This window comes from Plantibacter elymi (nom. nud.), assembly GCF_900177795.1.
In the GTDB taxonomy this organism is placed as follows: domain Bacteria; phylum Actinomycetota; class Actinomycetes; order Actinomycetales; family Microbacteriaceae; genus Plantibacter; species Plantibacter elymi.
Genome location: NZ_FXWJ01000004.1, coordinates 435,722 through 460,529 on the forward strand (window position 1 = coordinate 435,722; position 24,808 = coordinate 460,529).

Below are 24,808 nucleotides of genomic sequence, written 5' to 3' on the forward strand. Positions count from 1 at the left end.
CCCCCGCCCGTCCCCGCCTGCCCATCCGCGCCCCCTGCATCGCGGCGGCGAGGTACTGTTGGACGGATCGACTCACAGGGCGGTGGACACATGACGAAGGCTCGGCAGGCGCTGCTCGCACGCCTCACCGGTTCGCTGCCCGTCCACGGTTCCATTGTCGGTGTGGCCACCGAGGAGCGCACGGTCGTCATGACCTACGGCGACGGCCCGAGTCCCGACGGCACACCAGGGGTCCTCGACGCCCTCGCCGAAGCCGGCGCGACCGCGACGTTCTTCGTCCTCGTCGGCCGCGCGCGGAAGCACCCCGAGCTCCTCGAACGCATCGTCGCCGGTGGGCACGAACTCGCGCTGCACGGCGACGACCACGTGCGCCTCACCGACTTCTCCGAGGAGGTCGCCTACCGGCGCACCCTCGCGGCGAAACAGGAGCTTGAGCAGTTGAGCGGCCAGCCGATCGAGTGGTTCCGGCCGCCCTACGGCGCGCAGAGCATCGAGACCTGGCAGGCCGTCAAGCGAGCCGGCCTGCAGACCGTGCTGTGGACCGCGACCGCCTGGGACGTCAAGGACGTCGGCGAGCACGAGCGCGTCGCCCACGCCGTCCGGCACTGCCACCAGGGCTCGATCCTGCTCGCCCACGACGGCTTCGCCGGCCCGGCCGACGGCGTCGACGACGGCCCGGAGCCCGAGGTCGACCGCGGCGCGCTCGCAGCCGAGCTGCTGAGCGGCTTCGCCCGCGAGGGTCTCGTCGGCCGCTCGCTCGGCGAAGCCCTGCGGGTGGGCAAGGCCGTCCGCCGGGCGCGCTTCACGGAGTGATCATCCCCGGTCCCTGAACCGACCCCGGTCCCTGAGCCGCCCCCGGTCCCTGAGCCTGTCGAAGGGCGTCGTCAGGGACCGGAGCATTCCCTCAGTCCTTCGCGAAGCGGTCCGTCGCGTCGATGAGCGCCGACAGGATGCCCGGCTCGTCGAAGGCGTGCCCCGCGTCGGGGACGATCGTGAAGTCCGCTTCCGGCCAGGCCCGGTGCAGGTCCCACGCGGTGAAGACCGGGGTGCACATGTCGTAGCGGCCCTGGACGATCACCCCGGGCACTCCGGCGAGCTTGCCGGCATCGCGGATGAGCTGCTCGGGTTCGAACCAGCCCTTGTTCGTGAAGAAGTGGTTCTCGATGCGCGCGAACGCCACCGCGAAGTGCGGGTCGGTGAACCGGGCGACGGTCTCCTCCTGCGGGAGCAGGGTGATCGTCGAGGACTCCCACCGCGACCAGGCGACGGCCGCCGGACCGTGGACGGCCGGGTCCTCGTCGAACAGGCGGCGGTGGTAGGCCTCGATGAGGTGGCGGCGCTCGCCGACCGGGATCGGCTCGAGGTACCCCTCCCACAGATCGGGGAAGACCGCGGAGGCACCGCCCTCGTAGAACCAGTCGAGCTCGGCGTCGCGCAGCGTGAAGATACCGCGGAGCACGAGCTCGGTGACGCGCTTCGTGTGCTTCTGCGCGTACGCGAGCGCGAGGGTCGAGCCCCAGGACCCGCCGAACACCATCCAGCGCTTGATCTTCAGCGCCTTCCGGAGGACCTCGAGGTCGGCGACGAGGTGCCAGGTGGTGTTCGTCGACAGGTCGGCCGCCGGATCGCTCGCGTGCGGGGTGCTCTTGCCGCAGCCGCGCTGGTCGACGAGGACGATGCGGTACCGCTTCGGGTCGAAGAGCCGACGGTGGATCGGACTCGTCGCGCCGCCCGGGCCGCCGTGGAGGAACACGACGGGCTTGCCGTCGGGGTTGCCGGAGGTCTCCCAGTACAGCGACTGCCCGTCGCCGACGTCGAGCATGCCGGTCTCGTACGGCTCGATCTCGGGATACGGCTCACCCATACGGTCCACTTCCTCCTGTGTTCACGACACGTGTCTCATCTAGCATGCCGCACCCATCGCCCCACAGCTCGCGAGGGGTCCCGAATGGCCGGCTCGGCACACGCGGAACCGACCATTCGGGACCCCTCGCGGGCTAGAGCTGGTCGGCGGACACCGAGAAGGTGTCGCACGCGGACGGACCGGACTGGTAGCCGGTCATGAACCAGCGCTGCCGCTGCTCGGCGGAGCCGTGGGTCCACGCCTCGGGGTTCACCTGGCCGGTCGCGGCCTCCTGGATGCGGTCGTCACCGACGGCGGCCGCGGCGCTCAGGGCGTCGTCGATCTCCTGCTGGGTCACGGGCTTCAGGAAGGCGACCCCCTTCGCGTCCTCGGTGTCGGACGCCGCGGCGACCCATGCTCCGGCGAAGCAGTCGGCCTGCACTTCGATCCGGACGGAGTCGGAGGCCGGGCCCGTACCACTGCGGTCGGCGCGGTCCATGATGCCGGTGAGCGCCTGGATGTGGTGACCCCACTCGTGGGCGACGACGTACATCTCGGCGAGCGGTCCGCCCGAGGCACCGAAGCGGTCGCGCAGTTCGGCGTAGAAGCTGGTGTCGATGTAGATGGTCTGGTCCGGCGGGCAGTAGAACGGGCCGGTGGCGCTCGTGGCGGCGCCGCAACCCGTGTTCGTCTGCTGGTCGAAGATGATGAAGTCCGCCGGCGAGGTGTAGTCGACGCCGAGCGCGGGCAGCTCCTCGGCCCAGTAGGCGTCGAGCGACGAGTAGGCACCGCCCATGCGGCAGTCGACGTTCGCGTTCGCGTCGGCACCGGTCTGGCACTCGTCGGAGAGCTGGCTCTCTTCCTGCTGGCCCCCGCCGATGCCGCCGCCGCCGAGGATGCCCGAGACGTCGACCCCGAGGAACTGCGAGATGAGGGCGATCACGATGACGCCGACCGCGCCGCCACCGACGGCGATGCCGGTCGTGCGGCCCCGTCGCTTGACCTTGTTCCCGCTGATGTCGGCGTTGTCGTTGAACGTCATGTCGGCACCCTATCGCGCAGCGCGAGGTGAGGCATATCGTCGCCGGACCCTTGCGCCGACGACGATATGCCTCCTGTCAACCGGCTGCGGTCAGCGGGACTTCTTCGTGAGCGTCTTCTCGTCGACGGGAGCGTCGCCCGAGGCACGGAGCTCGGCGAAGTAGTCGGCGGCCTCCTGCTGGCGCTGCGCCTCCTGGCCGGTCGCGATGGGTGCGCGCACATGCTCAGGCGCGAAGCCGAAGGCCTCGACGAGGTCGAGGGCGTGCGGACGCAACCGGGCGATGAGGCGGTCGACGTACGCGCTGACGGCCTGGCCGCGCTGCGGGGAGAGGCGCCCGTGGATGAGGTACCAGGCGAGGTGCTTCTCGATGAGCGAGAGCCCGAAGAGGTCGTGCACCCAGGTCAGCACCTGCTTGGTGCCGGGGTCCTGGATCTGCTCGACACCCTCGGTGAACGCCTCCCACTGGAGGAGCTCGCCATGAGCGCGCGCCGCCTCGATGAGCTCGTTCTGGTGCGCGTTGAACAGGTCGGACGCGGCCTGCTTCGAGAGCTTGTTCGCGCCGCGCAGCTTCGTCGCGACCTCGGCGATCATCGATTCGACGCGCTCCGTCAGCAGCTCGCGCTGGACGTTCGTGTCGCGCAGCTGGCTCACCGAGCGTGCCGTCGACCCGAAGTCCTTCACGGTCTGCGCGAGGCTCCGGAGTCCGCTGCTGTGCACGGCGCGGTCGGTCGCCTGCTCGACGACGTAGCGGGCGAGCGCACCGGCGTCGACCTTCGCGAACTTCCGGCTGTAGTCGGTGAGGAGACGCTTGGCGACGAGCTGCAGCAGCACGTTGTTGTCACCCTCGAAGGTCGCGTAGACGTCGAGGTCGGCGCGCAGCCCGGTGAGGCGGTTCTCCGCGAGGAATCCGTTGCCACCGCACGCCTCGCGCGCCTCCTGGAGCGTGTCGAGCGCGTGCCAGGTCGACAGCGGCTTGAGGGCCGCCGCGAGCGTCTCGAGGTCCTGACGGTCGTCGTCCGAGTCGGCCTTGCCGCTGAACACCTCGTCGAACTTCACGAGCAGCCGATCGTGGGCGAAGATCTGCGCGTACGTCGTCGCGAGACGCGGCAGGAGCCGGCGCTGGTGGCGCTGGTAGTCGAGGATGACCTCCTCCTGGGTGTCGCTGCCCGCGTTGAACTGCCGACGCTCACTGCCGTAGGTGATCGCGATCTGCAGAGCGAGCGCGGAGGCCGACGTCGCGGCTCCGTCGAGGGACACCCGACCCTGGACGAGCGTGCCGAGCATGGTGAAGAAGCGTCGCCCGGGGCTCTTGATGGGCGAGGAGTAGGTGCCGTCCTCGGCGACGTCACCGTAGCGGTTGAGGAGGTTGGTACGCGGCACGCGGACGCCGGTGAAGTGCAGCCGGCCGTTGTCGATGCCGTTGAGCCCACCCTTCAGGCCGTCGTCCTCGCCGCCGATCCCGGGGAGGAATGCGCCCTCGTCGTCGCGGATGGGCACGTAGAAGCAGTGCACGCCGTGGTTCACGCCGTTCGTGATGAGCTGCGCGAACAGGGTCGCCGCCTTGCCGTGCACGGCCGCGTTGCCGAGGTAGTCCTTCCACGCCGCGCGGAACGGCGTGTCGATGACGAACTCCTGGGTCTCCGGGTCGTACGTCGCGGTCGTCGCGATGGAGGCGACGTCGGAGCCATGACCGGACTCCGTCATCGCGAAGGCACCGGGGACGTGGAGGTTCATCGCGCCGGGCAGGAACGCGTCGTGGTGCGGCTCGGTGCCGAGGTGCAGGATCGCCGCACCGAAGAGGCCCCACTGGACACCGGACTTGATCTGGAGGGACGGGTCCGCGAGGACGAGCTCCTCGAACCCGGCGATGTTGCCGCCGTGGTCGTCGGCGCCGCCGAGGCGCTTCGGGAACGCCTTGAGCACCTGGCCGTTCTCGACGAGGAGCTTCAGCTGGTGGAAGACGCGGTCGCGGTGGTCGTCCATCGACTGTCCTTCGATCCGCTGCATCTCCGGCTTGGCGGCGAGTGCGCGCGACGCGAGACGAGCCTCCGGCCAGGTGCCGAGCAGCTGGTGGGCGAGCGCCGGGACATCGATCCGCGCGTCGGACGGCGCCACCTCGACCGTCGCTGCCGTGGTACCGCTGACGCTCGTCCGGATCGCTGTGTCGACCATCGCTGTGTCCTGCCTTTCACCCATGAAAACCTCCCACAATGGTAGGACTGTCATAACGATGGGTGAAAGCGCCTGTGGGATGTGGACAAGGGCCCGCCCGATCGCCGTCGATCGACTTGGTCCTCCCCCACAGCTGTCGCAGCTCGCTCTCAGGAGCGGCGTCAGGCGTTGGCGGCGACGACCTCGATGAGCGCCTGCCCGTAGGCGTCGAGCTTCTTCGCGCCGATGCCGCTGATGCCGTCGAGCGCGCCGAGCGAGTCGGGCTTCGCCGTCGCGACCTCCCGCAGGGTCGCGTCGCCGAAGACGATGTAGGCGGGGACACCCTGCTCCTTCGCCACCCCGGCCCGCCAGGCACGCAGAGCCTGGAACAGCTCGGCCGCGGCTGGCTCGAGCTCGGCGTTCGCGCTCGACGAGCGAGAGGACGACCTCGACGAGGAGCGGGCAGCACGTTCCGGCTCGCGGCGCATGGCCACCGGCCGATTCCCCGCGAGCACCTCGGCGCTCCCGTCGGTGAGGCCGAGCGTGCCGTACTCACCGACGGTGGCCAGGAGGTCGCGTGCGAGCAACTGACGGACGACGCCGCGCCACTCCTGGTCGCTGAGGTCCTCGCCGATGCCGAAGGTCGCGAGTTCGTCGTGACGCTGCTGGGCGACGCGGTCGGTCCGCTTGCCGCGGAGGATGTCGATGATCTGCCCCGCGCCGAAGGACTGGTTGCGCTCGCGCTTCAGGCGCACGATCGTCGAGAGGAGCTTCTGCGCCGGCACGGTGCCGTCCCAGGTGACCGGGGGTTCGAGACAGGTGTCGCAGTTACCGCACGGCGTGGAGGGCTGACCGAAGTAGCGGAGCAGGTTGACCCGACGGCAGTCGACGGTCTCGCAGAGCGCCAGCATCGCGTCGAGGTGGGCGCTGAGGTTGCGCTGGTGCGCGAGGTCGCCCGGCGACTCGGCGATCATGCGCCGCTGCTGGACGACGTCCTGCAGGCCGTAGGCGAGCCAGGCGATGGACGGCTCGCCGTCGCGCCCCGCACGGCCGGTCTCCTGGTAGTAGCCTTCGACGCTCTTCGGGAGGTCGACGTGGGCGACGAAGCGGACGTCCGGCTTGTCGATCCCCATGCCGAAGGCGATGGTCGCGACGACCACGACGCCGTCCTCGCGGAGGAAGCGTGACTGCGCAGCCGCTCGAACGGAGGCGTCGAGTCCGGCGTGGTACGCCACGGCGTCCACCCCGTTGTCGCGCAGGAGCTGGGCCGTCTGCTCCACCGTCTTGCGACTCAGGCAGTACACGATCCCGGCGGTGCCGGCCGGCTGCTCCTTGACGAACGCGACGAGCTGCTTGCGGACCTCGTTCTTGCCGACGATCCGGTACTGGATGTTCGGGCGGTCGAAGCTCGAGACGAAGTGCTTCGCCTCGCCGAGGTGGAGCCGCTGCGTGATCTCCTGGTGCGTCGCCCCGGTGGCGGTCGCGGTGAGCGCGATGCGCGGGACGTCGGGCCAGCGTTCGGCGAGCTCGCCGAGCATGAGGTAGTCGGGGCGGAAGTCGTGCCCCCACTGCGACACACAGTGCGCCTCGTCGATCGCCAACAGGGCGATGGTGCCCTGGCTGAGGAACCGGCGCGTCGCCTCGGAGCTCAGGCGCTCGGGCGCGACGTAGAGGAGGTCGAGCTCACCGGCGAGGTAAGCCTGTTCGACCCGGGAGCGCTCAGCGGGATCCTGCGTCGAGTTGAGGAACGCGGCGCGGACGCCGACGGCGAGCAGCGCGTCGACCTGATCCTGCATGAGGGCGATGAGCGGCGAGACGACGATGCCGGTGCCTGGTCGGAGCAGCGCGGGGATCTGATAGCAGAGGCTCTTGCCCCCGCCCGTCGGCATGAGGACGACCGCGTCGCCGCCGCCGGCGACCTGCTCGATGATCTGCTGCTGCTCGCCACGGAACGCGTCGTACCCGAAGACGGTGTGGAGTGCCTCCTGCGCCGTGGCGAACTTCTGGCCTGCCGCACGCACCGCTACCGGAGGCGCAGCGGGCGGAGCGGCTGGAGCAGACGCGACCGCTCCACTCCCCCATGCGACACCGCCGCCGAGGTATGCGTCGTCGGGCGGTGGGGCGTCGAAGTCGTCGGGAGCGTCCGCGTCGTCCGGGATCCAGTCGGGTTCGGTGCTCCAGCTCATCCGTCGATCGTAGCCGCAGCGGCTGACACCCCGGTGCCCCTCCACAGGAACGGATCCGAAGAATTTCTCTCCTCTTAATGCGCGACCCCATCCGACACGCGGTCGGATCTTTTTCCAAACCACCCCCGTGGGGGCTCCGAAGTGTCATCGAGGGCCGGTTCTGAGAGGCACTCGACAACCGGTCCAAACCTCATCAAAGGAGAATCACATGCGTACCATCAAGCGAAACCACATGGCAGTGCTCGCACTCGCCGCCGTCGCGACCTTCGGCCTCGCAGCCTGTTCCAGCGGCTCCAGCTCCGACAGCGGTTCCTCGATGGAGCCGAGCTCCGCTCCCACCGAGTCGATGGCTGCAGACCCCGCAGCGGACCTCGTCGGCTCGGGCTGCGCCGCCTACGCTGACGCCGTCCCGGACGGTGCTGGCTCCGTCGCCGGCATGTCGGCCGACCCCGTCGCCGTCGCCGCGTCCAACAACCCGCTGCTGACCACGCTCACCGCTGCGGTCTCCGGCCAGCTGAACCCCGACGTCAACCTCGTCGACACGCTGAACGGCTCCGAGTTCACTGTCTTCGCCCCGGTCGACGACGCGTTCAAGAAGATCGACGCCGCGACGATCGACAGCCTCAAGACGCCTGAGGGCGCTGCGACGCTGACCTCGATCCTCACGTACCACGTGATCCCCGGCCAGATCGCTCCGTCCGACATCGACGGTGAGCAGACCACCGTCGAGGGTGGAACCGTCAAGGTCGAGGGCTCGGGTGACAACATCACCGTCAACGGTGCCAAGGTCATCTGCGGTGGCGTCAAGACCGCCAACGCGACCGTGTACCTCATCGACTCGGTGCTGATGCCGCCGGCAAAGTAGCCGACCGCGGGTTCACCCGCACGCTACACCGGTAACAACCCGACAGCCCCGTCATCCTCTCGAGGATGGCGGGGCTGTTCCGTTGTGTCGGGACCGGGACCCGCTCGCCCGACCTTCCCGGTCACTGAGCCTGTCGAAGTGCCCCCGAAGCACCTCGCCATCCGGAAGCACCACCGACCGGACTACCCTTCGACAAGCTCAAGGACCGAAGCGTGTCACCTCCCCCGGTCACTGAGCCTGTCGAAGTGCCCCCGAAGCACCTCGCCATCCGGAAGCACCACCGACCGGACTACCCTTCGACAAGCTCAAGGACCGAAGCGTGTCACCTCCCCCGGTCACTGAGCCTGTCGAAGTGCCCCCGAAGCACCTCGCCATCCGAGGACACCATCGACCGGACCGCCCTTCGACAAGCTCAGGGACCGAACGGGGTGGCGCTCAGAGAACGCACGGGGTGCCGGCTCAGGGACCGGGCGGGGTGCGGCTCAGGGACCGGGCGGGGTGCGGCTCAGGGCGCGGAGGTGTCCGTGCCCTGGTCGTCCGAGGTCGGCTCCGGCTTCCGCCGGGTCACGAGCAGCACGCCGATGCCGGCGATCAGGACGACGCCGATCGCGCCGACGATCCACCACACATCGCCACTGAGCCCACCAGCGGACGACTCCGGCTCGACACCGCCCGCTTCTGATGAGGGCTGAACCGTGGAAGCACCGCTCGTCGCGCACGCGGGCTTCGCGCTCCCCGCGGCGAGTTCCTGGCCCTCGGCCGGCGCCCACTCGAAGGTGTAGCTGCCCGACAGCGGGTGGCCGTCGGTCGAGACGAGCTGCCAGACGACGGTGTACTCACCCGCTTCACCGAGCTGCAGCGGCATGACGAGCGCAGGGCCGTTCACCGCTGCGCACGCGGTGCCGTAGTACAGCCGCTCGTCGCCGGGACCGGTCACCTGGATCTGGTTGGACTGGCCGGCTTCCCCGAGGTCGAGCAGGTTGTCGTTCGTCGTGATGACGAGCTGCTCCGGCTGCTCGGTGATCGTCGACCCCTCGGCCGGCGTCGTCGAGATGATGCTGTTGTGCGCTGAGGCCGGCTGGGCCACGGCGAGCACCGCCGCGACCGCGAGGAACGCGGTCGCGGCGGTGCCGACGAGACGGCGACGACGGGAGACCGTCATCAGGCCTGGCGCTTCGCGTCGGACGCTGCGCGGCGTGCGGAGGCAGCGATGACGATGCCGGCGGCACCGACGACGAGACCGGCGATGCCGAGCACGCGGCCCAGCACGTCAGTGGTGCCGGCGTCGGTCGAGGCAGCGGCCTCGGTGTGGTCGCCGTCACCGTCGTCGTCCATGGCGGCGCCACCGTGGTGGTCACCGGCTTCGGCGGCGGTCACGACGACGACGGGCGCCGGCGACTCGAGGTCGTCCTCGGTCTGACCGTCCTTCGCGACGTCGGTCCAGTCGGTCTGGCCGACCTCGCACGTCTGCGTCACGGGGAAGACGAGGGTCTTGCCCTCGGCGTCGGCCGGTAGCTGGACCTGGAAGGAGACGGTGTCGCGGTAGCCGTCGGCGAGCGGCGTCTTGGCTGTGTAGACGACGGTGCCGACGCGCTCGGCGAGCTGCTCACCGTGACTGTCGGTGATGGGCTTCGCGAGCGGGGCCATCTGCTTGTCGATGGTCCAGTTCGGGTTGACCGTCGGCGTCACGGCGTTGATCTCCTCGGGGATCTCGAAGGAGAGGCTCGTCGTGGGCGAACCGTCGCAGCCGTGACCGACGGCGAAGCTCAGCACCGTGTAGGAGCCGGCGGCCGTGGAGGTCGGCGTGACGCTGACGTGGGCGCTGGCGGCGAGCGGTGCGCCGACCGCGAGGAGCGCTCCAGCGCCGATGGCGACGGCACCGAGTACGGCGGGCTTACGGAAGGTCGGGCGGGGGGTGGTTGCGTTCATGATCGTCCTGTCGACTGATCCGCACGGCGTCGAGCGTGCGGAAAGGGGGATGGCTCACGCCGGATGGCGCGCCGAAGGGTGCTGCTGCGCTGCGGCCGACCCGGCCCCGCACGGCACCCGTCCCGGTCGGAGGGTGGTGCGTCGGTCAGGCGGCGGCGAGAGCTGGCGGACCGCGGTGTCGCAGGTGGAGCAGGACCACCCCGAGGTTGCGCGGACGGCGGTTGACCCGGACCCAGCGCACCCGACGGGGCGCGGGGACGAGGTGCGTCGGTGCCGCACGGCGGGCGAGGATCCGGACGGTCAGCGCGGCGAGCGCTGCGAGCGTCGCGCGTTCCGCGAACAGGATGGCTGCGATGGTCGCGACGGCCGCGACGAGGTGCGCCGCCCACATCGTGGTGTCGCCGTGGGTGTGCGCCGCGGTGACGCCGCCGGTCGCGAGTTCGACGACCCCGTGCCGGTGCCAGGCGGCGGGGCCGGTCGCACCGCCGGATGCGACCGTGGCGCTGACGGTGCTCGGGACGAGGGTGAAGAGCGCGTGGTAGCCGAGCTGACTCACGAGCACGGAGGCGACGACCCCGAGTGCGGTGATGCGGCGGCCGGCGAGGAGGACGCAGACCAGGACGGCGAAGGTGCCACCGACCAGGAGGACGAACGCGGACGGCGCGGCGGCCCCGCCGATCGTGTGCGAGAGGGCGGCGGCGAAGGTGGCGAACGCGGCTGCGGCGGTGCCGCGGGCGACACGGGCCCACCGTTCCGTCATGCGATGCCTCCGGGAGAGCGAGCGGACCAGGTGTCGACGCTCGTGTTCACAGCCTACCCGAGCGTCGCCCTTCGACAGGCTCAGGGACCGAGGAGGGGGTGGCCAGGACGATCGGTGCCCGGACCAGGGGGTCACTCGGGGCATTTCGACAGGCTCGATGACCGGGAGGAAGGCCCTTCGACAGGCTCAGGGACCGGGGAAGAGGTACGTCAGTGTCCGGAAGGAGGAGCGGGTGGTCAGGCCCCGGTGTCGGCGACGAACAGCAGCACGATCGAGGCGATGGAGCAGACGACGCCGATGCCGAAGGTCACGCCGAAGAGCAGCCGGAGTGCCCTCGTGTGATCGGCCGTCCGGCGGAAGCGTGCGCGCGACGGTTCCCGGCGGGCGTAGAAGACGTTCGGCTCCTCGGGGTCGCGCAGGGCGTCGAACTCCGCATCCGTGACGGGTCGTGAGTACAGCTCGGCCGCCTCGGTCATCCAGCGGACCTCGCGCCCCGGACCTCGATCGACGTCCCCGCCGCCCGCGTCCTCCGGCAGGTCCACGATGACCCCGTGCGTCTCCACCCAGCTGCCGTCCGCGGCCCGTGCGATGAGCATGACGAGCAGCACGACGACGGCGCTGCCGAAGCCGATCCAGGTGAAGACCTCGAAGACGAGGCCGAGGAGATCGTGGGGGTCCACGATCACATGCTATCCGGCGGGCGGACCCACGACCCTGACGGGCTCCCTCAGACGGACTCGGGTCGCTTCTGCCGCATGGGCTCGGCCGGCTGGTCCGGACCGTTCCAGACGCCGATGATGCCCCAGGCGACCGCCGCGATCGGGACGGCGAGGACCGCGCCGACGATGCCGCCGAGGATGGTGCCGGCGGTCAGGGCGAGGAGGACGACGAGGGCGTGCAGCTTGAGCGAGCGTGCCATGACGACGGGCTGGAGGAAGTTGCCCTCGAGCTGGTTCACGAGCACGACGATGCCGACGACGATGAGGGCGGCGACCGGACCGTTGGCGACGAGCGCGACGAGGGCCGCGAGGATGCCGGCGGCGGTCGCACCGACGATCGGGATGAAGGCGGTCAGGAACACGATGACGCTGAGCGGCAGGGCGAGCGGGACCCCGATGATCGCGAGGCCGATGCCGATGCCGATCGCGTCGACGGCCGCGATCGTCGCGGTGCCGCGCACGTACCCGCCGAGGGTGTCCACCGTCTTGCCGCCGATGCGCTTGGCACGGTCGTACGCGGTTCCGGTGAAGGGGCGGAGCAGGAACTCCCAGAGCCGCGGCCCGTCCTTGAGGAAGAAGAACAGGACGACGACCATGAGCACCAGGCCGGTGAGGAAGCTCGCCGTCGCGGAGACACCGGCGAGCGCCCCGCTGCCGAACTGGCTCGAGGTGAGGAAGTCGACCGCGGTCTGCTTGCCCTCCTCGATCTGTTTCTCGTCGATGTCGAACGGCAGGGTGCCGAGCCAGTCCTGGAGCTGCCCGAAGCCCTGCGAGGCCGAGTCGACGAGGTCCTTCCACTGGCTGCGGACGGCCCAGACGATGAGCCATCCGATGCCGCCGAGGATGACGAGGATCGAGACGAGGGCGATCCAGGTGGCGAGGATCGACGGGAGTCCCTTCGACCGCATCCACCGCATGAGCGGGTAGATCGCCGAGGCGAGGATGAGTGCGATGACGACGGGGATCATCACGAGGGAGAGCTGGGTCAGCGCGAAGACGATCAGCGCGGCGACCGCGACGATGGCCAGCGTCTGGATGCTCCGGGTCGCGAACGCGCCGATGCGGTCGTGCCAGAGTCCCCGGGCGAGCGGCTCCGGTGCGTCCTCATGCTTGTCGAACAGGCCCATGGGATCCCCAATCTCGGCAGCGGCGGAGCCGGACGGGCCCCGCGCCCAGTCAACCACGTCGGTGCGGGCCGAGGTCAGGCCGAGCGGGAGTAGCGTTGTCCGTGATAAGGAGGCGCTCATGACGAGACTCGACGCCGACCCGGTCCCCAGCGTCTGCCACGCACCTGACGGATCCGGGACGAGACTCCTCGAGGCCCGCGAGGTCCCCCTCGGCGGCGTCCGCGGCTTGAGCGTCCATCGCACCCTCCCGCAGCGCGAGCTGCCGATGATCGGCGCCTGGTGCTTCCTCGACCGCTTCGACGAGGACCGGTCGCTGATGCGCGTCCTGCCGCATCCGCACACCGGCTTACAGACCGTGACCTGGCCGCTGGTCGGCGACATCCGCCACCGCGACAGCGTGGGCAGCGACGTGGTCGTCCGCCCGGGCGAGCTCAACCTCATGACGAGCGGTCGGGGCGTGTCGCACTCCGAGTTCTCGGTGGGCGAGGAGGCGGCCGCCATGCACGGCCTCCAGCTGTGGGTGGCGCTCCCGGAGACCGCCGCCTCGGTGCCGGCGGCGTTCGAGCAGCACACGGACCTGCCCGTCCACCGCGCTCCAGGTTTGGAGGCGACCGTCCTCGTCGGCACGCTCGGCGGGGTGACGTCGACCGCGACCGTCCATTCGCCCCTACTCGGTGCCGACGTGACACTTGAGGCCGACACCGTCGTCGAGGTGCCGGTGGATCCGGCCTTCGAGCACGGCGTCCTCGTGCTCGACGGGGTGCTCGAGGTCGGCGGCGTCGAACTCGGCTCCGGCCCGTTGCTCTACCTGGCGCCCGGGTGCGATCGCCTCGAGCTCCGGAGCGCGACCGGTGCCCGCTTCGTGCTCCTCGGAGGGACGCCGTTCCCGGAGGAGCTGGTCATGTGGTGGAACTTCGTCGGTCGCAGCCATGAGGACATCGAGTCCGCCCGGGAGGACTGGGAGGCGGGGTCCTCACGCTTCGGCTCGGTCGACGGTCACGGAACGGACCGCATCCCGGCGCCGCCCTTGCCGAACGTCCGTCTGACCCCGCGCCGACGCTCGATCTGACCGCCAGGATCGGGCGCTCGAGACCCCGTTCCGAGCGGTGTCCGTCGGCGTCTCGACAGGCTGATAAAGGATAGGCTGTCCTCAGGAGATCGACTGCTCGTGAAGGTGGGCTGATGCAACGTCTGAGTACGCGACTGCTGCTGACCTGCGCCGCGATCGGCGTCGGGGGCGGCCTCGTCTTCGTCGTCTCCGGGTACGTCGGCGGCACGATCTCCGCGACCGCCCCCGTGCTCTACGGCCTCATCATCGGCGTCTACTTCCTGCCGGGCGTCGTCTCGCAGGCGCTCCTCCGACGTGGTGGCGTGGCCCTCATGACCGGGCTCACCGCCGGGCTCGTCTCCGCGGCGTTCAGCCCGCAGTGGTTCTTCCGCTACTTCGGCACCGGACTCGCGATCGGGCTCCTGCAGGAGATCCCCTTCGCCGTGTCGCGCTACCGCGTCTGGAAGGCCTGGGTGTTCTACCTGGCAGCCGGCATCGCGGGACTCGTCTTCGGCGGCTCCGTGCTCGTCGTCCTCGGGATCGAGCACTTCGCGCCCCTCGCCCAGACGGTCTACATCGCGCTCTTCGTCCTCAGCCCGATCGCCTTCACCGCGCTCGGAAGAGCGGTCGCAGCGGCGCTCGCGAGAGCCGGTGTGGGGCGGTCCATCGCGAAACCCCTGCAGCGCGACCGCGGCTCGGCCGGCACGCGGGCCTGAGTGGACCCCGTACCGCCGACGCAGCCCGCCACCGTCGTCCGGCGGGTGCGCATCCGTCACGACGAGCGCGAAGAGTGGACCCCGGACGACGTGTCGTTGCAGGTCGCACCCGGTGAGGTGGTCCTCCTGCTCGGGCCGAGCGGCTCGGGGAAGTCGACGCTCGCCCTGGCCCTCAACGGCCTCGTCCCCCACGCCGTCCCGGCCGAGTTCGAGGGTGCTGTGATCACCGGCGGGCTCGACACGGCCACCTCCACGGTCGCGCAGTTGAGCGAGCACGTGGCGATGGTGTTCCAGGACCCCGACGCGCAGATCGTCACCGGAACGGTCCTCGACGAGGTGTGCTTCGGCCCGGAGAACCTCCTGCTCCCGGTCGAGGAGGTGCTGTCCCGCGCCGAACGCGCGCTCCGGCAGGTCGGGCTCTGGGAGCGCCGGGCCGAGAACCCCGACCGACTCTCGGGCGGAGGCCGACAGCGACTCGCGATCGCCTGCGCCCTGGCCATGGGGAGCGACCTCCTCGTCCTCGACGAGCCGACGGCGAACCTCGATCCGGCCGGGATCGAGGAGGTCTACGCAGCCCTCCGCTCACTCGTCTCCGGACCCGAGGGCACCGGGAAGCGGCACGCGATCCTGCTCGTCGAGCACAACCTCGACGCCGCCATCGACCTCGTCGACCGGGTCGTCGTGCTCGATCGCGACGGGCGGCTCGCCTTCGACGGCCCGACCCGCGACGTCCTGCTCGGCCACCTCGACGAGCTGCTCGCGATGGGCGTCTGGCTCCCGGTCGCGACGCTCGCGGCCCTGCGACTGCGGTCGGCCGGTGTCGCGTTGCCGGACCTCCCCCTGACACCTGCCGAGCTGACCGCCGCACTCGACGCGACCGCACTGCCGACGCTGCCGACAGCACCCGCCGCCCCGGCCACCGCCGAGTCGTCGGTGGCGGTCCGCGTCGACCGGCTCAGCGTCGAACGCGGTCGCGGCCGCCGGCGCACCCCGATCCTCCACGAGGTGAGCCTCGAGGTCGGGACAGGCGACTTCCTCGCGGTGATCGGGACGAACGGTGCCGGCAAGACGACCCTGCTCCAGGCGATCGCCGGGGTGGTCCGGCCTCCCCGCGGGCGCGTCGACGTCGGCGGAATCGACCCGGGGCGCAGCGACGTCCGGACGATCGCGGCGCACATCGGCTTCGTCTTCCAGAACCCCGAGCATCAGTTCATCACGCACACCGTCCACGACGAACTCGCGCACGGTCTGCGGATCCGGGGCGTCGACGACACCGAGATCGAGCGTCGCGTCGTCGACCTGCTTCGGCGGTTCGGCCTGGAATCCGCCCGCGACGTGCATCCGTTCCTCCTCTCCGGCGGCCAGAAGCGCCGACTGTCCGTCGGGAGCGCCCTCATCGCCGGAGCTCCGGTGCTCGCGCTCGACGAACCGACCTTCGGTCAGGACCGGGCGCGGGCGAACGAGCTCCTGGACCTCCTCGCCGGACTCAACGCGCAGGGCACCACGGTCCTCGTCGTGACCCACGACCTCCAGCTCGTCGCCGACCACGCGAGTCACGTCGCGGTGATGGCCGGCGGCCGCTTGCTCGCCCACGACACGACCACCGCAGTCCTCGGCGACGACGAGCTCTTGCGCCGCGCGGGACTCCGGCCGCCACCGCTCGCCCAGGCGATGCGCTCGCTGGCGAACCACCCCGACTGGCGGCACCTGTCGCGACTCGACGACCTGCCCGGGGCGGCCACCCGATGAGCACCACGACCATCGACCCGTACGCCTCGAGCACGGCGCCGGCCGGTCGATTCCTGTACCGGTTGAACCCGCTCGCGAAGCTCGGCGCTCCGCTCCCGGTGATCTTCCTGCTCGCGTTCACGAGGGACCCGGTCACGCCGGCACTGTTCATCGCCCTCGCGGTCGTCGTCATCCTCGTCGGGGCCCGCCTGACGCGGACGGTCGCCCTCCTGCTCTTCGTGGCGCTGCCGCTCGTCGTCGCGATCATGTCGTTCAGCTTCGGCCTGTGGACCGACCCGAGCCGCGTCGACCAGTCCGTCCTGCTGTTCCAGGTCGGCGACTACCGGTTCTTCCTCGGGGCGCTGCTCGTCGGCCTCGCGACGGCACTGCGGCTCGCGGCCCTCCTCGTCCTCGCCTGCATCGGCGGCCTCACCTCGACCGGCCCGGAGTTCGTCCGCGCGATGATCCAGCAGCTGCACGTGCCCTACCGGATCGGGTACACGGCGCTCGCCGCCTACCGGTTCGTGCCGCGGTTCGGGCACGAGCTGGAGGTGATCCGTTCCGCCCACCGCGTCCGCGGCATGGCCGAGGGTCGCGGACCGATCGCCGCCGTCCGCCGCGCCGCCGGCACCGTCGTGCCACTGCTGGCCGGTGCCATCCGTCACGCGGAGCGGGTCGCGCTCGCCATGGACGCCCGCGCGTTCGGCGCCCATCCGCAGCGGACGGAGCGGACACGCATCCCCTTCCGCACCCGCGACTGGTGCTTCATGATCGTCTTCTGGCTCGTGAGCGCCGCCCTCCTGTGGTGGAGCCTCGCTGCCGGTCCGGGTCCCGTCATCTGGAACTGATCGTCCGGAGTCACCCGGAGGAATCGAACATATGTTCTAATGGAGGCATGCGGTGGAGCGGACAGGAACTCGGGGTCGAGGCGACGTCGGCGCTGCCGGGCCTCGCGAAGCTGAACAACCTCGTGCGCAGCGTCCAGACGCCGGAGTTCGCCGGGATCACCTTCCACGAGGTGCTCGCGAAGTCCGCACTCAACCGCGTACCCGGTCAGTCCGTGATGCCCTTCGGGTGGACCATCAACCCCTATCGGGGCTGCTCGCATGCCTGCGTGTACTGCTTCGCCCGACCGACGCATTCGTATCTGGACCTCGACGCCGGGAAGGACTTCGACTCGCAGCTCATCGTCAAGGTGAACGTCGCCGAGGTCCTCGAGAAGGAGCTCGCGAAGGCGAGCTGGGGCAGGCACCCGGTGGCGCTCGGCACGAACACCGACCCGTATCAGCGCGCCGAGGGCAAGTACCGGCTCATGCCGGGGATCATCAACGCCCTCGCCGACTCGGCGACCCCGTTCTCGATCCTGACGAAGGGCACGCTGCTCCGGCGCGACCTGCCCCTCCTGGCCGAGGTCGCTCAGCGCGTACCGGTCGACCTCGCCATGTCGATCGCCATCTACGACGACGAGCTGCAGCAGTCGATCGAACCCGGCACCCCGACGGCGGCGGCCAGACTCGCGACCGTCCGCGCCGCTGCCGACCTCGGCTTCGACGTCGGGGTCTTCATGATGCCGATCCTCCCCTACCTGACCGACACCGTCGACCACCTCGATCTCGCCCTGTCGCGCATCCGCGAGGCCGGCGCGAGCACCGTCCTCTTCTCGACCCTGTATCTGAAGGCCGGCGTCAAACCCTGGTTCATGCAGTGGCTGTCGCGGGAGCACCCCGAGCTCGTCGACCGCTACACCTCGATGTACGCGGACGGCGCCTACGCCCCGAAGGAGTACCGGAAGTGGCTGGCGGCGCGCATCCGCCCGATGATCCGCGAGCACGGGCTCGAGCGCGGCACCGAGGACCCGGCCACCGGGGGTGTCCGCTCGTCGGCGCTCGGCATGTTGCGCGACGGGTACGGCGAGCGGGCCGAGCTGCGCAAGCGCGCCCCGGAGTTCGTCACGACCGGCCTGCAGGTCCAGCCGACCCTGTTCTGACCCGTTCGTTCGCCCATGTTTGGGCGAACGAGAACTCCATCGCCCAAACATGGGCGAACGAACCGGCGTCAGGCGTCGGGGATGAGCCGCTTGCTGAGCAGCGCGACCTCGTCGGTGCCGTACCCGAGCGCCTCGTAGAACCCGATCACCCGGTCGTTGCCGGTCCGCACCATGAGGTTGATCTTCGGGCACCCGAGTTCGATGAGCAGGCGCTCGGCCTCGGCCATGAGCTCCCGACCGAGTCCACCACCCTGCTGCGCCGGCGACACGGCCAGGTAGTGCACCCATCCGCGGTGGCCGTCGTACCCCACCATCGCGGTGCCGACGACGGCACCGTCGGCATCCGCCCCGACGAGGAACAGCTCGGGCTGCGTCGTCAGCTTGCGCTCGATGTCCTTCGCCGGGTCGTTCCATGGTCGAGTGAGACCGACGATGCTCCACAGGGCGATGACGGCGTCGGTGTCGGCTGGGGTGAACGGACGGATCTGCATCGTTCCAGTCTTCCGCACCCGTCTCCCGTCCGATGCACAGGCACGCGTACGACCGCCGTCGATACAGTTGGTCACCCGAGCATCGACGAACGGACGCGTATGAGCATCGACCCTGGGCTGGAACCGGCCGCCGACGACACCCGGTCGGACGACCACCCCACACCGATCACCGTCGACACCGGCAGCGGCCCGGTCACCGGACGCAGTGCAGGCGGCGTCTCCAGCTTCCTCGGCATCCCGTATGCAGCGGCGCCGTTCGGCGACGACCGGTTCCGCCTCCCCCAGCCGGTCGAGCCCTGGGACGAGCCGCGGGACGCGACCCGGCCCGGCGCCACCGCACCGCAGGCCCCGTATGCCGGCGCGGTCGGCGACCTCCTCTCCACGGTGACCGTGCCGGGGAACGAGATCCTCAACGTCAACGTGTGGACACCGACCGAGCCGTCGACCGCCCGGCGCCCGGTGATGGTGTGGATCCACGGAGGCTCGTTCGTCCACGGCTCGAACGCGCTCGACGCCTACGACGGCACCGCGTTCGCTCGCGACGGCGTCGTCCTCGTCTCCGTCAACTACCGTCTCGGGTCCGAGGGGTTCTCGGTGCTCGACGACGTCCCGCTGAACCTCGGTCTCGCCGACCAACTCGCGGCCTTGACGTGGGTGCAGGACGAGATCGCCCGCTTCGGCGGTGACCCCGACAACGTCACCGTCTTCGGCGAGTCAGCGGGCGGGGCATCGGTCGCTGCGCTCCTCGCGCACCCGGACGCCTCGTCCGTGATGCGACGGGCGATCATCCAGAGCGGACCGCTGGAAGCGCAGACGCGCGAGCGGGCGGGCCGCATCTCGAAACTCATGGCGAAGGATCTGGGGGTCCCCACCACCCGAGGAGGGTTCCGACGTGTTCCACCGGAGGGGCTCGTGGCCGCGCAGGAGCGGGCCATGGCAGGCGGCAACCCGCTGAACGGCGGCGCCGGCTTCGCGGTCGCGACGGCAGCACCGCTCGTGCCGGAAAGCCCGTTCGACGCCTTGCTCGCCGGGCAAGCCGCGGGCATCCCCGTCCTCATCGGTAGCACGACCGAGGAGTACCGGCTGTGGTTCGTTCCGACGGGACTCCTCCCGACGATCAAACGCGTCCATCTGCTCGCGGCACGCCTCAAGCTCGGGATCCCCGCGGCGACGGTCCGCACCTTCCGACGGAACCGTCCGAGGGCCTCGACCGGGGAGATCCTCGGCGCGATGGCGACGGACGTGCTGTTGCGCGTGCCACTCAACCGGGTCGCCGACGCCCGTGCAGCCGCGGGTGCGGACACGTGGGTGTACGAGTTCGCTTGGCGGAGCCCCGTCGGCGAGGACGGGCACGGTGCCCTCGGAGCCGCCCACGCGATGGAGATCGGCTTCGTGTTCGACCACCTCGACTCGCCGGAGGCCGTCCGGATGGCAGGCCCCTCGGCCCCGCAGTCGCTCGCGACCGCGATGCACGACGCCTGGGTCGCGTTCGCGACAACGGGCGACCCGGGTTGGCAGCGCTGGGACGACACCCGGCCCGTCCGGACCTTCGACGGGGTCGACGACGCCGTCGTCCTCGCGCCGCGCGACGACGAGCGGGCGGCCCTCACCCCCTGACCCGCTGCCAGCAGCCTCCGCGGGCACGCGCCCGCGCTCGCGGCAGGTCCTGCAGCGAGTGCCGCGAGGCCGTACAGGCGCCCGAGGCCTCCCGCGCACGCGAGAACGCCCGCCGAGCGTGAGCTCGGCGGGCGTTCCTGATGCGGTGGGGACTACGCGGTGGCGATGTCCTCGACGAGCTGGTCGCCGGGGGCGGCGTCGTCGAACGCGGCCTCGATCTCAGCGCGGTCGAGCAGTTCGGTCATCCGGCGGCGACGGGCCTTGGGGATGATCGTGACGACGCGACCGATCTTGCCGGCTCGACCGGTGCGGCCGGCACGGTGCAGGTACGTCTTGTACTCGTCCGGAGCGTCGGCCTGCACGACGAGCGTGATGTCGTCGACGTGGATGCCGCGGGCGGCGACATCGGTGGCGACGAGCACGTTGACCCGACCCGAGGTGAGCTTCTCCAGGTTGCGCGTGCGGCGCGCCTGGTTGAGGTCGCCGTGCAGCGAGACGGCGGGGATACCCGCCATGCCGAGCTGCTCCGCGAGACGCTCGGCGTAGGCCCGGGTGCGGGCGAACACGAGGGTCTTCTCGGTGCGGTTGACGAGCTCCTCGATGAGGCGGTCCTTGCCCTTGTGCTCCACCACCAGCACGCGGTGGTCGATCGTGGAGGACGCCTGGTCCTCACCGGCGACCTCGTGCACCGACGGGTTCGGGAGGAACTCGTTGACGAGGGCTGCGACACCCTTGTCGAGGGTGGCGGAGAAGAGGAGCTTCTGACCGTCGGGCGCGGTGCGACGCAGGATGCGCTGCACGGGCTCGAGGAAGCCGAGGTCGCACATGTGGTCGGCCTCGTCGAGGACGGTCACGGTGACCTGCGAGAGGTCGAGGCGACCCTGCTCGATGAGGTCCTCGATGCGACCGGGCGTGCCGACGATGATGTCGACGCCGCGCTGCAGTGCGCCGACCTGGCGACCCTGCGGGACACCGCCGTAGATCTGCGTGGTGAAGAGGCCGACGGCGCGCGCGATGGGCTGCACGGTGCGGTCGATCTGCAGGGCGAGCTCACGCGTCGGGGCGAGGATGAGGGCGCGGGGCTTGCGACCCGGCTTGCGGTTCTTGCCGCCGCCGTTCTCCATGAGCTTCTCGACGAGCGGGGCACCGAAGGCGATGGTCTTGCCGGAGCCGGTGCGGCCACGGCCGAGGACGTCGCGGCCCGCGATGACGTCCGGGATGGTCGCCGCCTGGATCGGGAACGGGCTGTCGGCGCCGAGCTCGGCGAGCGCACGGACGATGTTGCCGCCGAGGCCGAGGCTCTCGAAGGTCACACCCTCGACGTCGCCGGCCTGGATCGCGTCGGCCTCGAGGCGCTCGAGCACCACGTCGTCCTGGGGCGTGTAGGAGCCGGCGTCGCGCTTCGGGTAGTAGTCGCTGCCACGGCCGGCGTCGGACGCGCCGCGGTCGTCGAACGAGCGCTTCGGGCGGTCGTCGAAGGACCGCTTGGGGCGGTCGTCGTACGAACGCGCCGGGCGCTCCTCGAAGGAACGCTTCGGACGGTCGTCGTACGAACGCGCGGGGCGGTCGGTGCGGTTCGCCTGACGCGGGTCACCCTGACGAGCCGGGCGGTCGCCGTACGAGGGACGCTCGGAGCGCTCACCCCGGTTGTACGACGGACGCTCGTTGCGGTCGCCGTACGAGGGACGCTCGGAGCGCTCGCCACGGTTGTACGACGGACGCTCGTTGCGGTCGCCACCACGGTTGTGCGCGGGACGCTCGGTGCGGTCGCCGTACGAAGGACGCTCGTTGCGGTCGCCACCACGGTTGTACGCCGGGCGCTCGTTCCGGTCACCGTACGACGGACGCTCGGACCGCTCACCACGGTTGTACGCAGGACGCTCGTTCCGGTCACCGTACGACGGACGCTCGGACCGCTCACCACGGTTGTACGCAGGACGCTCATTGCGGTCGCCGTAGGACGGACGCTCGTTCCGCTCGCCACGGTTGTACGCGGGACGCTCGTTCCGGTCGCCACCACGGTTGTACGCAGGACGCTCGTTCCGGTCACCGTACGAAGGACGCTCAGTCCGCTCGCCACGGTTGTAGGCGGGACGCTCATTGCGGTCGCCACCACGGTTGTAGGCGGGACGCTCGGTGCGGTCGCCGCCACGGTTGTACGCCGGACGCTCGTTGCGGTCGCCACCACGGTTGTACGCGGGACGCTCGTTGCGGTCGCCGCGGGGTGCGCGGTCGCCACGCTCCTCCGACTCGAAGCGGGCGGCACGCTCGGCGCGCTCGTCGGCGTTCCAGCGGGACTTCTGCGGCGCTCCACCGGCGTCGGGACGGTAGCCGCGGTGGCCTTCGCTCTTGCTGCCGGACTTCGCGCCGGGGCGCGAGCCGAAGGGCCGCTTGTTCTCGCCGTACTTGGACTTGGGGTCGAAGTTCTTGGCCGGGCGTTTGCCGGCGGGGGTGTTGTTCTTGGGCATGGAGAAGTGCTTTCCGGGTTATAACTCGTTCGCATGAACAACCTGCATGACTCACACAGCGCCATCCGAAACCTCGGCTGCGCTGCGGCATGCTCATACCCGGGCGATCACTGGCCGGGGCCGTCCACATCATGTGTGTGTTCGCGGAGTTCTCTCCGACGAAACCGGCCCACCAGACTGACATAACCCTCCGCGGTACAAACGCGGTGTCTAGAGCCGACTCACCTACGTTACCCGATCCACCCTGAGAAGTCACGGAGCATCACTCCCAGGCAGGCGCGCGGCGGCGTGGCAGCATGGGTGCATGCCCAGCCCCATCGAGGATTACGCCCTCATCGGTGATTGCCACACCGCCGCGCTCGTGTCGTCGGAGGGCGGCATCGACTGGCTGTGCCTCCCCCGGTTCGACTCGCCGTCGATGTTCGGTGCGCTGCTCGGCACCGAGGACCACGGCTGTTGGACGGTCCGGCCCGCCGACGCGCGGGCGACGGCGAGCCGCGCCTACCTCGACGACACCTTCGTCCTCGAGACCGTCTGGACGACCCCCGACGGCCAGGTGCGCGTGACCGACCTCATGCCCCACGGCGACCGCCGGGCGGATGTGGTCCGCCGGGTCGAAGGGCTCAGCGGCACCGTCGCGGTCGACGTCGAGGTTCGCCTCCGCTTCGGGTACGCCGACGCGATCCCGTGGGTGCGGCAGCTCCCGGACGGATCCGGGATCGTCGCGGTCGCCGGCCCCGACGCCGTCGTGGTCCGCGGTGTGCACCTGACGGCTTCCGATCACGCCCACTCGGCGACCGTCGAGGTCTCCGCGGGCGACACCGTCGACCTCACCCTCACCTGGTACCCCTCGCACCGTGAGGTGCCGGACCCGGTCGACGTCGGCCCGCGCATCGACCACACGGTCGCCTGGTGGCGCGACTGGGCGTCCCGCTGCGATCCCGCGGCCGAGTACGAGGAGGCGGTCGTGCGTTCGCTGCTCGTCCTCCGCGCCCTCACGCACGAGGACACCGGGGGCATCGTCGCCGCCGCGACCACGAGCCTGCCGGAGTCGTTCGGGGGCGTCCGCAACTGGGACTACCGCTACGTCTGGCTGCGCGACGCGTCCCTGACCCTCGAGGCCCTCATGCAGCACGGCTTCACCGAGGAGGCGCACGACTGGCGCAGGTGGCTCCTCCGGGCGATCGCCGGTGATCCGAACGACCTGCAGATCATGTACGGCCTCGCGGGCGAACGCCACCTCGTGGAGGAGGAGCTCGACAGCCTCCCCGGCTACCTCGGCGCCGCCCCCGTGCGCGTCGGCAACGGTGCCTACACGCAGTACCAGGGCGACGTCTTCGGGTCCGTGATGATCGCCCTCGACGAGGCGCGCTCGGTCGGTCTCGCGGACGACGACTTCTCGTGGAGTCTCCAGCGCGCCCTGCTCGGCGTCCTCGAGGAGCACTGGAACCGTCCCGACCGCGGCATCTGGGAGGTCCGGGGCGACGAGCAGCACTTCACCCACTCGCGCGCCATGATCTGGGCAGCGCTCGACCGTGGTGTCCGAGCGGTCCGCGAGCACGGCCTGGACGGGCCCGTCGAACGCTGGGAGGCCCTGCGCGAGACCCTCCGCGAGACGATCGAGCGCGAGAACGTCGACCACGCACGCGGGTGCTACGTCCAGCACGCCGGGACGACCGAGGTCGATGCGTCGCTGCTCGTCCTCGCGCAGATCGGCTACGTGGCGCCCGACGACCCGCGCATGCTCGCGACGGTGGCCGCGATCGAGGAGGACCTCCTCCAGGACGGTCTGCTCCTGCGCTACCGCACCACGAGCGGGGTCGACGGTCTGCCGGGCGACGAGCACCCGTTCCTCGCGTGCTCGTTCTGGCTCGTGCAGCAGTACGCGGCCTCGGGCCGACTCGACGACGCCCGCGAGCTGATGGACCGGCTGCTGTCCTTCCGCAACGACCTCGGTCTGCTCTCCGAGGAGTACGACGTGCAGCAGGCGCGCCAGGTCGGCAACACCCCGCAGGCGCTCTCGCACCTCACCCTCGTCCGAGCCGCCGACGCCATCGCCGCAGCCACCGCCACCCCCGCCAGCCCGCGAACTGTCACCAAACGCTAGTCACAGGCCCCGGAACTAGCCTCA

The 24,808-nt window shown here is 70.5% G+C and carries 20 protein-coding genes; 9 read left to right on the forward strand and 11 right to left on the reverse strand.

The window, feature by feature from the left end; translation table 11 throughout:
• The first annotated feature begins 90 nt into the window (after positions 1 to 90).
• Positions 91 to 813, forward strand: coding sequence for a polysaccharide deacetylase family protein (locus CCK91_RS14540; RefSeq protein WP_086474587.1), 723 nt, complete (start codon positions 91 to 93; stop codon positions 811 to 813).
• 91 nt (positions 814 to 904) lie between these two features.
• On the opposite strand, the gene pip is transcribed toward CCK91_RS14540, so the two are convergent.
• The 4 genes from pip to recQ all read right to left on the reverse strand — a co-directional run bounded on the left by pip (position 905) and on the right by recQ (position 7,222).
• Complete coding sequence (gene pip, locus CCK91_RS14545; protein WP_079705114.1) at positions 905 to 1,864, reverse strand: prolyl aminopeptidase; 960 nt, start codon at positions 1,862 to 1,864, stop codon at positions 905 to 907.
• Between the two features lie 133 nt (positions 1,865 to 1,997).
• Complete coding sequence (ypfJ, locus tag CCK91_RS14550; RefSeq protein WP_086474588.1) at positions 1,998 to 2,885, reverse strand: KPN_02809 family neutral zinc metallopeptidase; 888 nt, start codon at positions 2,883 to 2,885, stop codon at positions 1,998 to 2,000.
• Between the two features lie 90 nt (positions 2,886 to 2,975).
• Complete coding sequence (locus CCK91_RS14555; protein WP_086474589.1) at positions 2,976 to 5,057, reverse strand: acyl-CoA dehydrogenase family protein; 2,082 nt, start codon at positions 5,055 to 5,057, stop codon at positions 2,976 to 2,978.
• Positions 5,058 to 5,218: 161 nt separating this feature from the next.
• Positions 5,219 to 7,222 carry a DNA helicase RecQ gene (gene recQ, locus CCK91_RS14560; protein ID WP_086474590.1) on the reverse strand — a complete coding sequence of 668 codons (2,004 nt, stop codon included), beginning with the start codon at positions 7,220 to 7,222 and terminating at the stop codon, positions 5,219 to 5,221.
• Between the two features lie 208 nt (positions 7,223 to 7,430).
• Here recQ and CCK91_RS14565 point away from each other — a divergent pair, with 208 nt between their 5' ends.
• A complete protein-coding gene (locus CCK91_RS14565) occupies positions 7,431 to 8,087 on the forward strand; it encodes a fasciclin domain-containing protein (RefSeq protein WP_079705110.1) in 657 nt (218 codons plus the stop codon).
• A 505-nt stretch (positions 8,088 to 8,592) separates the two neighbouring features.
• Here the strand turns inward: CCK91_RS14565 and CCK91_RS14570 are convergent.
• The 5 genes from CCK91_RS14570 to CCK91_RS14590 form a co-directional block, all read right to left on the reverse strand.
• Entirely contained in the window at positions 8,593 to 9,249 is a 657-nt protein-coding gene (locus CCK91_RS14570) for a copper resistance CopC family protein (protein WP_086474591.1), read from the reverse strand.
• A complete protein-coding gene (locus CCK91_RS14575) occupies positions 9,249 to 10,016 on the reverse strand; it encodes a YcnI family copper-binding membrane protein (protein ID WP_086474592.1) in 768 nt (255 codons plus the stop codon). The genes CCK91_RS14570 and CCK91_RS14575 overlap by 1 nt, the downstream gene beginning before the upstream one ends.
• A 145-nt stretch (positions 10,017 to 10,161) precedes the next feature.
• Positions 10,162 to 10,776, reverse strand: a complete 615-nt coding sequence (locus CCK91_RS14580; protein WP_086474593.1) for a hypothetical protein — start codon at positions 10,774 to 10,776, stop codon at positions 10,162 to 10,164.
• A gap of 236 nt (positions 10,777 to 11,012) precedes the next feature.
• The gene (locus tag CCK91_RS14585; RefSeq protein WP_159877764.1) at positions 11,013 to 11,456 is read right to left on the reverse strand and encodes a DUF3592 domain-containing protein; all 444 of its coding nucleotides are present in this window, start codon (positions 11,454 to 11,456) and stop codon (positions 11,013 to 11,015) included.
• A 47-nt stretch (positions 11,457 to 11,503) separates the two neighbouring features.
• A complete protein-coding gene (locus CCK91_RS14590) occupies positions 11,504 to 12,622 on the reverse strand; it encodes an AI-2E family transporter (protein ID WP_086474595.1) in 1,119 nt (372 codons plus the stop codon).
• A gap of 118 nt (positions 12,623 to 12,740) precedes the next feature.
• Between CCK91_RS14590 and CCK91_RS14595 the strand changes: the two genes are divergently transcribed.
• From CCK91_RS14595 to CCK91_RS14615, 5 genes are all read left to right on the forward strand, one after another.
• Positions 12,741 to 13,691, forward strand: coding sequence for a pirin family protein (locus tag CCK91_RS14595; protein WP_086474596.1), 951 nt, complete (start codon positions 12,741 to 12,743; stop codon positions 13,689 to 13,691).
• Positions 13,692 to 13,804: 113 nt separating this feature from the next.
• Positions 13,805 to 14,386: an ECF transporter S component gene (locus tag CCK91_RS14600; RefSeq protein WP_071259786.1), complete on the forward strand. Its 582-nt coding sequence runs from the start codon at positions 13,805 to 13,807 to the stop codon at positions 14,384 to 14,386.
• Positions 14,387 to 16,135, forward strand: a complete 1,749-nt coding sequence (locus tag CCK91_RS14605; protein WP_086474597.1) for an ABC transporter ATP-binding protein — start codon at positions 14,387 to 14,389, stop codon at positions 16,133 to 16,135.
• Positions 16,132 to 16,962, forward strand: a complete 831-nt coding sequence (locus tag CCK91_RS14610) for an energy-coupling factor transporter transmembrane component T family protein (RefSeq protein WP_086474598.1) — start codon at positions 16,132 to 16,134, stop codon at positions 16,960 to 16,962. Before CCK91_RS14605 ends, CCK91_RS14610 begins: the two co-directional genes overlap by 4 nt.
• Before the next feature lie 47 nt (positions 16,963 to 17,009).
• Positions 17,010 to 18,101, forward strand: coding sequence for an Rv2578c family radical SAM protein (locus CCK91_RS14615; protein ID WP_086474599.1), 1,092 nt, complete (start codon positions 17,010 to 17,012; stop codon positions 18,099 to 18,101).
• Between the two features lie 68 nt (positions 18,102 to 18,169).
• Here CCK91_RS14615 and CCK91_RS14620 read toward each other — a convergent pair whose 3' ends face one another.
• Positions 18,170 to 18,592, reverse strand: coding sequence for a GNAT family acetyltransferase (locus CCK91_RS14620; RefSeq protein WP_086474600.1), 423 nt, complete (start codon positions 18,590 to 18,592; stop codon positions 18,170 to 18,172).
• Positions 18,593 to 18,691: 99 nt separating this feature from the next.
• Between CCK91_RS14620 and CCK91_RS14625 the strand changes: the two genes are divergently transcribed.
• Complete coding sequence (locus tag CCK91_RS14625) at positions 18,692 to 20,209, forward strand: carboxylesterase/lipase family protein (RefSeq protein WP_086474601.1); 1,518 nt, start codon at positions 18,692 to 18,694, stop codon at positions 20,207 to 20,209.
• Positions 20,210 to 20,361: 152 nt separating this feature from the next.
• Here CCK91_RS14625 and CCK91_RS14630 read toward each other — a convergent pair whose 3' ends face one another.
• Positions 20,362 to 22,677 (reverse strand): DEAD/DEAH box helicase, encoded by a 2,316-nt coding sequence (locus CCK91_RS14630; RefSeq protein ID WP_086474602.1) that lies wholly within the window; start codon positions 22,675 to 22,677, stop codon positions 20,362 to 20,364.
• A gap of 244 nt (positions 22,678 to 22,921) precedes the next feature.
• On the opposite strand from CCK91_RS14630, the gene CCK91_RS14635 reads away from it, so the two are divergent.
• Positions 22,922 to 24,784 (forward strand): glycoside hydrolase family 15 protein, encoded by a 1,863-nt coding sequence (locus CCK91_RS14635; RefSeq protein ID WP_255378056.1) that lies wholly within the window; start codon positions 22,922 to 22,924, stop codon positions 24,782 to 24,784.
• Positions 24,785 to 24,808: the final 24 nt, after the last annotated feature.

Excerpts from the sequence above, each read along its gene's own strand:
- CCK91_RS14570 (WP_086474591.1), bottom strand. The coding sequence starts at position 9,249 with ATGACGGTCTCCCGTCGTCGCCGTCTCGTCGGCACCGCCGCGACCGCG.
- CCK91_RS14540 (WP_086474587.1), top strand. The coding sequence starts at position 91 with ATGACGAAGGCTCGGCAGGCGCTGCTCGCACGCCTCACCGGTTCGCTG.
- CCK91_RS14610 (WP_086474598.1), top strand. The coding sequence starts at position 16,132 with ATGAGCACCACGACCATCGACCCGTACGCCTCGAGCACGGCGCCGGCC.
- recQ (WP_086474590.1), bottom strand. The coding sequence starts at position 7,222 with ATGAGCTGGAGCACCGAACCCGACTGGATCCCGGACGACGCGGACGCT.
- CCK91_RS14620 (WP_086474600.1), bottom strand. The coding sequence starts at position 18,592 with ATGCAGATCCGTCCGTTCACCCCAGCCGACACCGACGCCGTCATCGCC.
- CCK91_RS14580 (WP_086474593.1), bottom strand. The coding sequence starts at position 10,776 with ATGACGGAACGGTGGGCCCGTGTCGCCCGCGGCACCGCCGCAGCCGCG.
- CCK91_RS14630 (WP_086474602.1), bottom strand. The coding sequence starts at position 22,677 with ATGCCCAAGAACAACACCCCCGCCGGCAAACGCCCGGCCAAGAACTTC.
- CCK91_RS14595 (WP_086474596.1), top strand. The coding sequence starts at position 12,741 with ATGACGAGACTCGACGCCGACCCGGTCCCCAGCGTCTGCCACGCACCT.
- CCK91_RS14565 (WP_079705110.1), top strand. The coding sequence starts at position 7,431 with ATGCGTACCATCAAGCGAAACCACATGGCAGTGCTCGCACTCGCCGCC.
- ypfJ (WP_086474588.1), bottom strand. The coding sequence starts at position 2,885 with ATGACGTTCAACGACAACGCCGACATCAGCGGGAACAAGGTCAAGCGA.
- CCK91_RS14555 (WP_086474589.1), bottom strand. The coding sequence starts at position 5,057 with ATGGTCGACACAGCGATCCGGACGAGCGTCAGCGGTACCACGGCAGCG.
- CCK91_RS14615 (WP_086474599.1), top strand. The coding sequence starts at position 17,010 with ATGCGGTGGAGCGGACAGGAACTCGGGGTCGAGGCGACGTCGGCGCTG.
- CCK91_RS14590 (WP_086474595.1), bottom strand. The coding sequence starts at position 12,622 with ATGGGCCTGTTCGACAAGCATGAGGACGCACCGGAGCCGCTCGCCCGG.
- CCK91_RS14600 (WP_071259786.1), top strand. The coding sequence starts at position 13,805 with ATGCAACGTCTGAGTACGCGACTGCTGCTGACCTGCGCCGCGATCGGC.
- CCK91_RS14575 (WP_086474592.1), bottom strand. The coding sequence starts at position 10,016 with ATGAACGCAACCACCCCCCGCCCGACCTTCCGTAAGCCCGCCGTACTC.
- pip (WP_079705114.1), bottom strand. The coding sequence starts at position 1,864 with ATGGGTGAGCCGTATCCCGAGATCGAGCCGTACGAGACCGGCATGCTC.
- CCK91_RS14625 (WP_086474601.1), top strand. The coding sequence starts at position 18,692 with ATGAGCATCGACCCTGGGCTGGAACCGGCCGCCGACGACACCCGGTCG.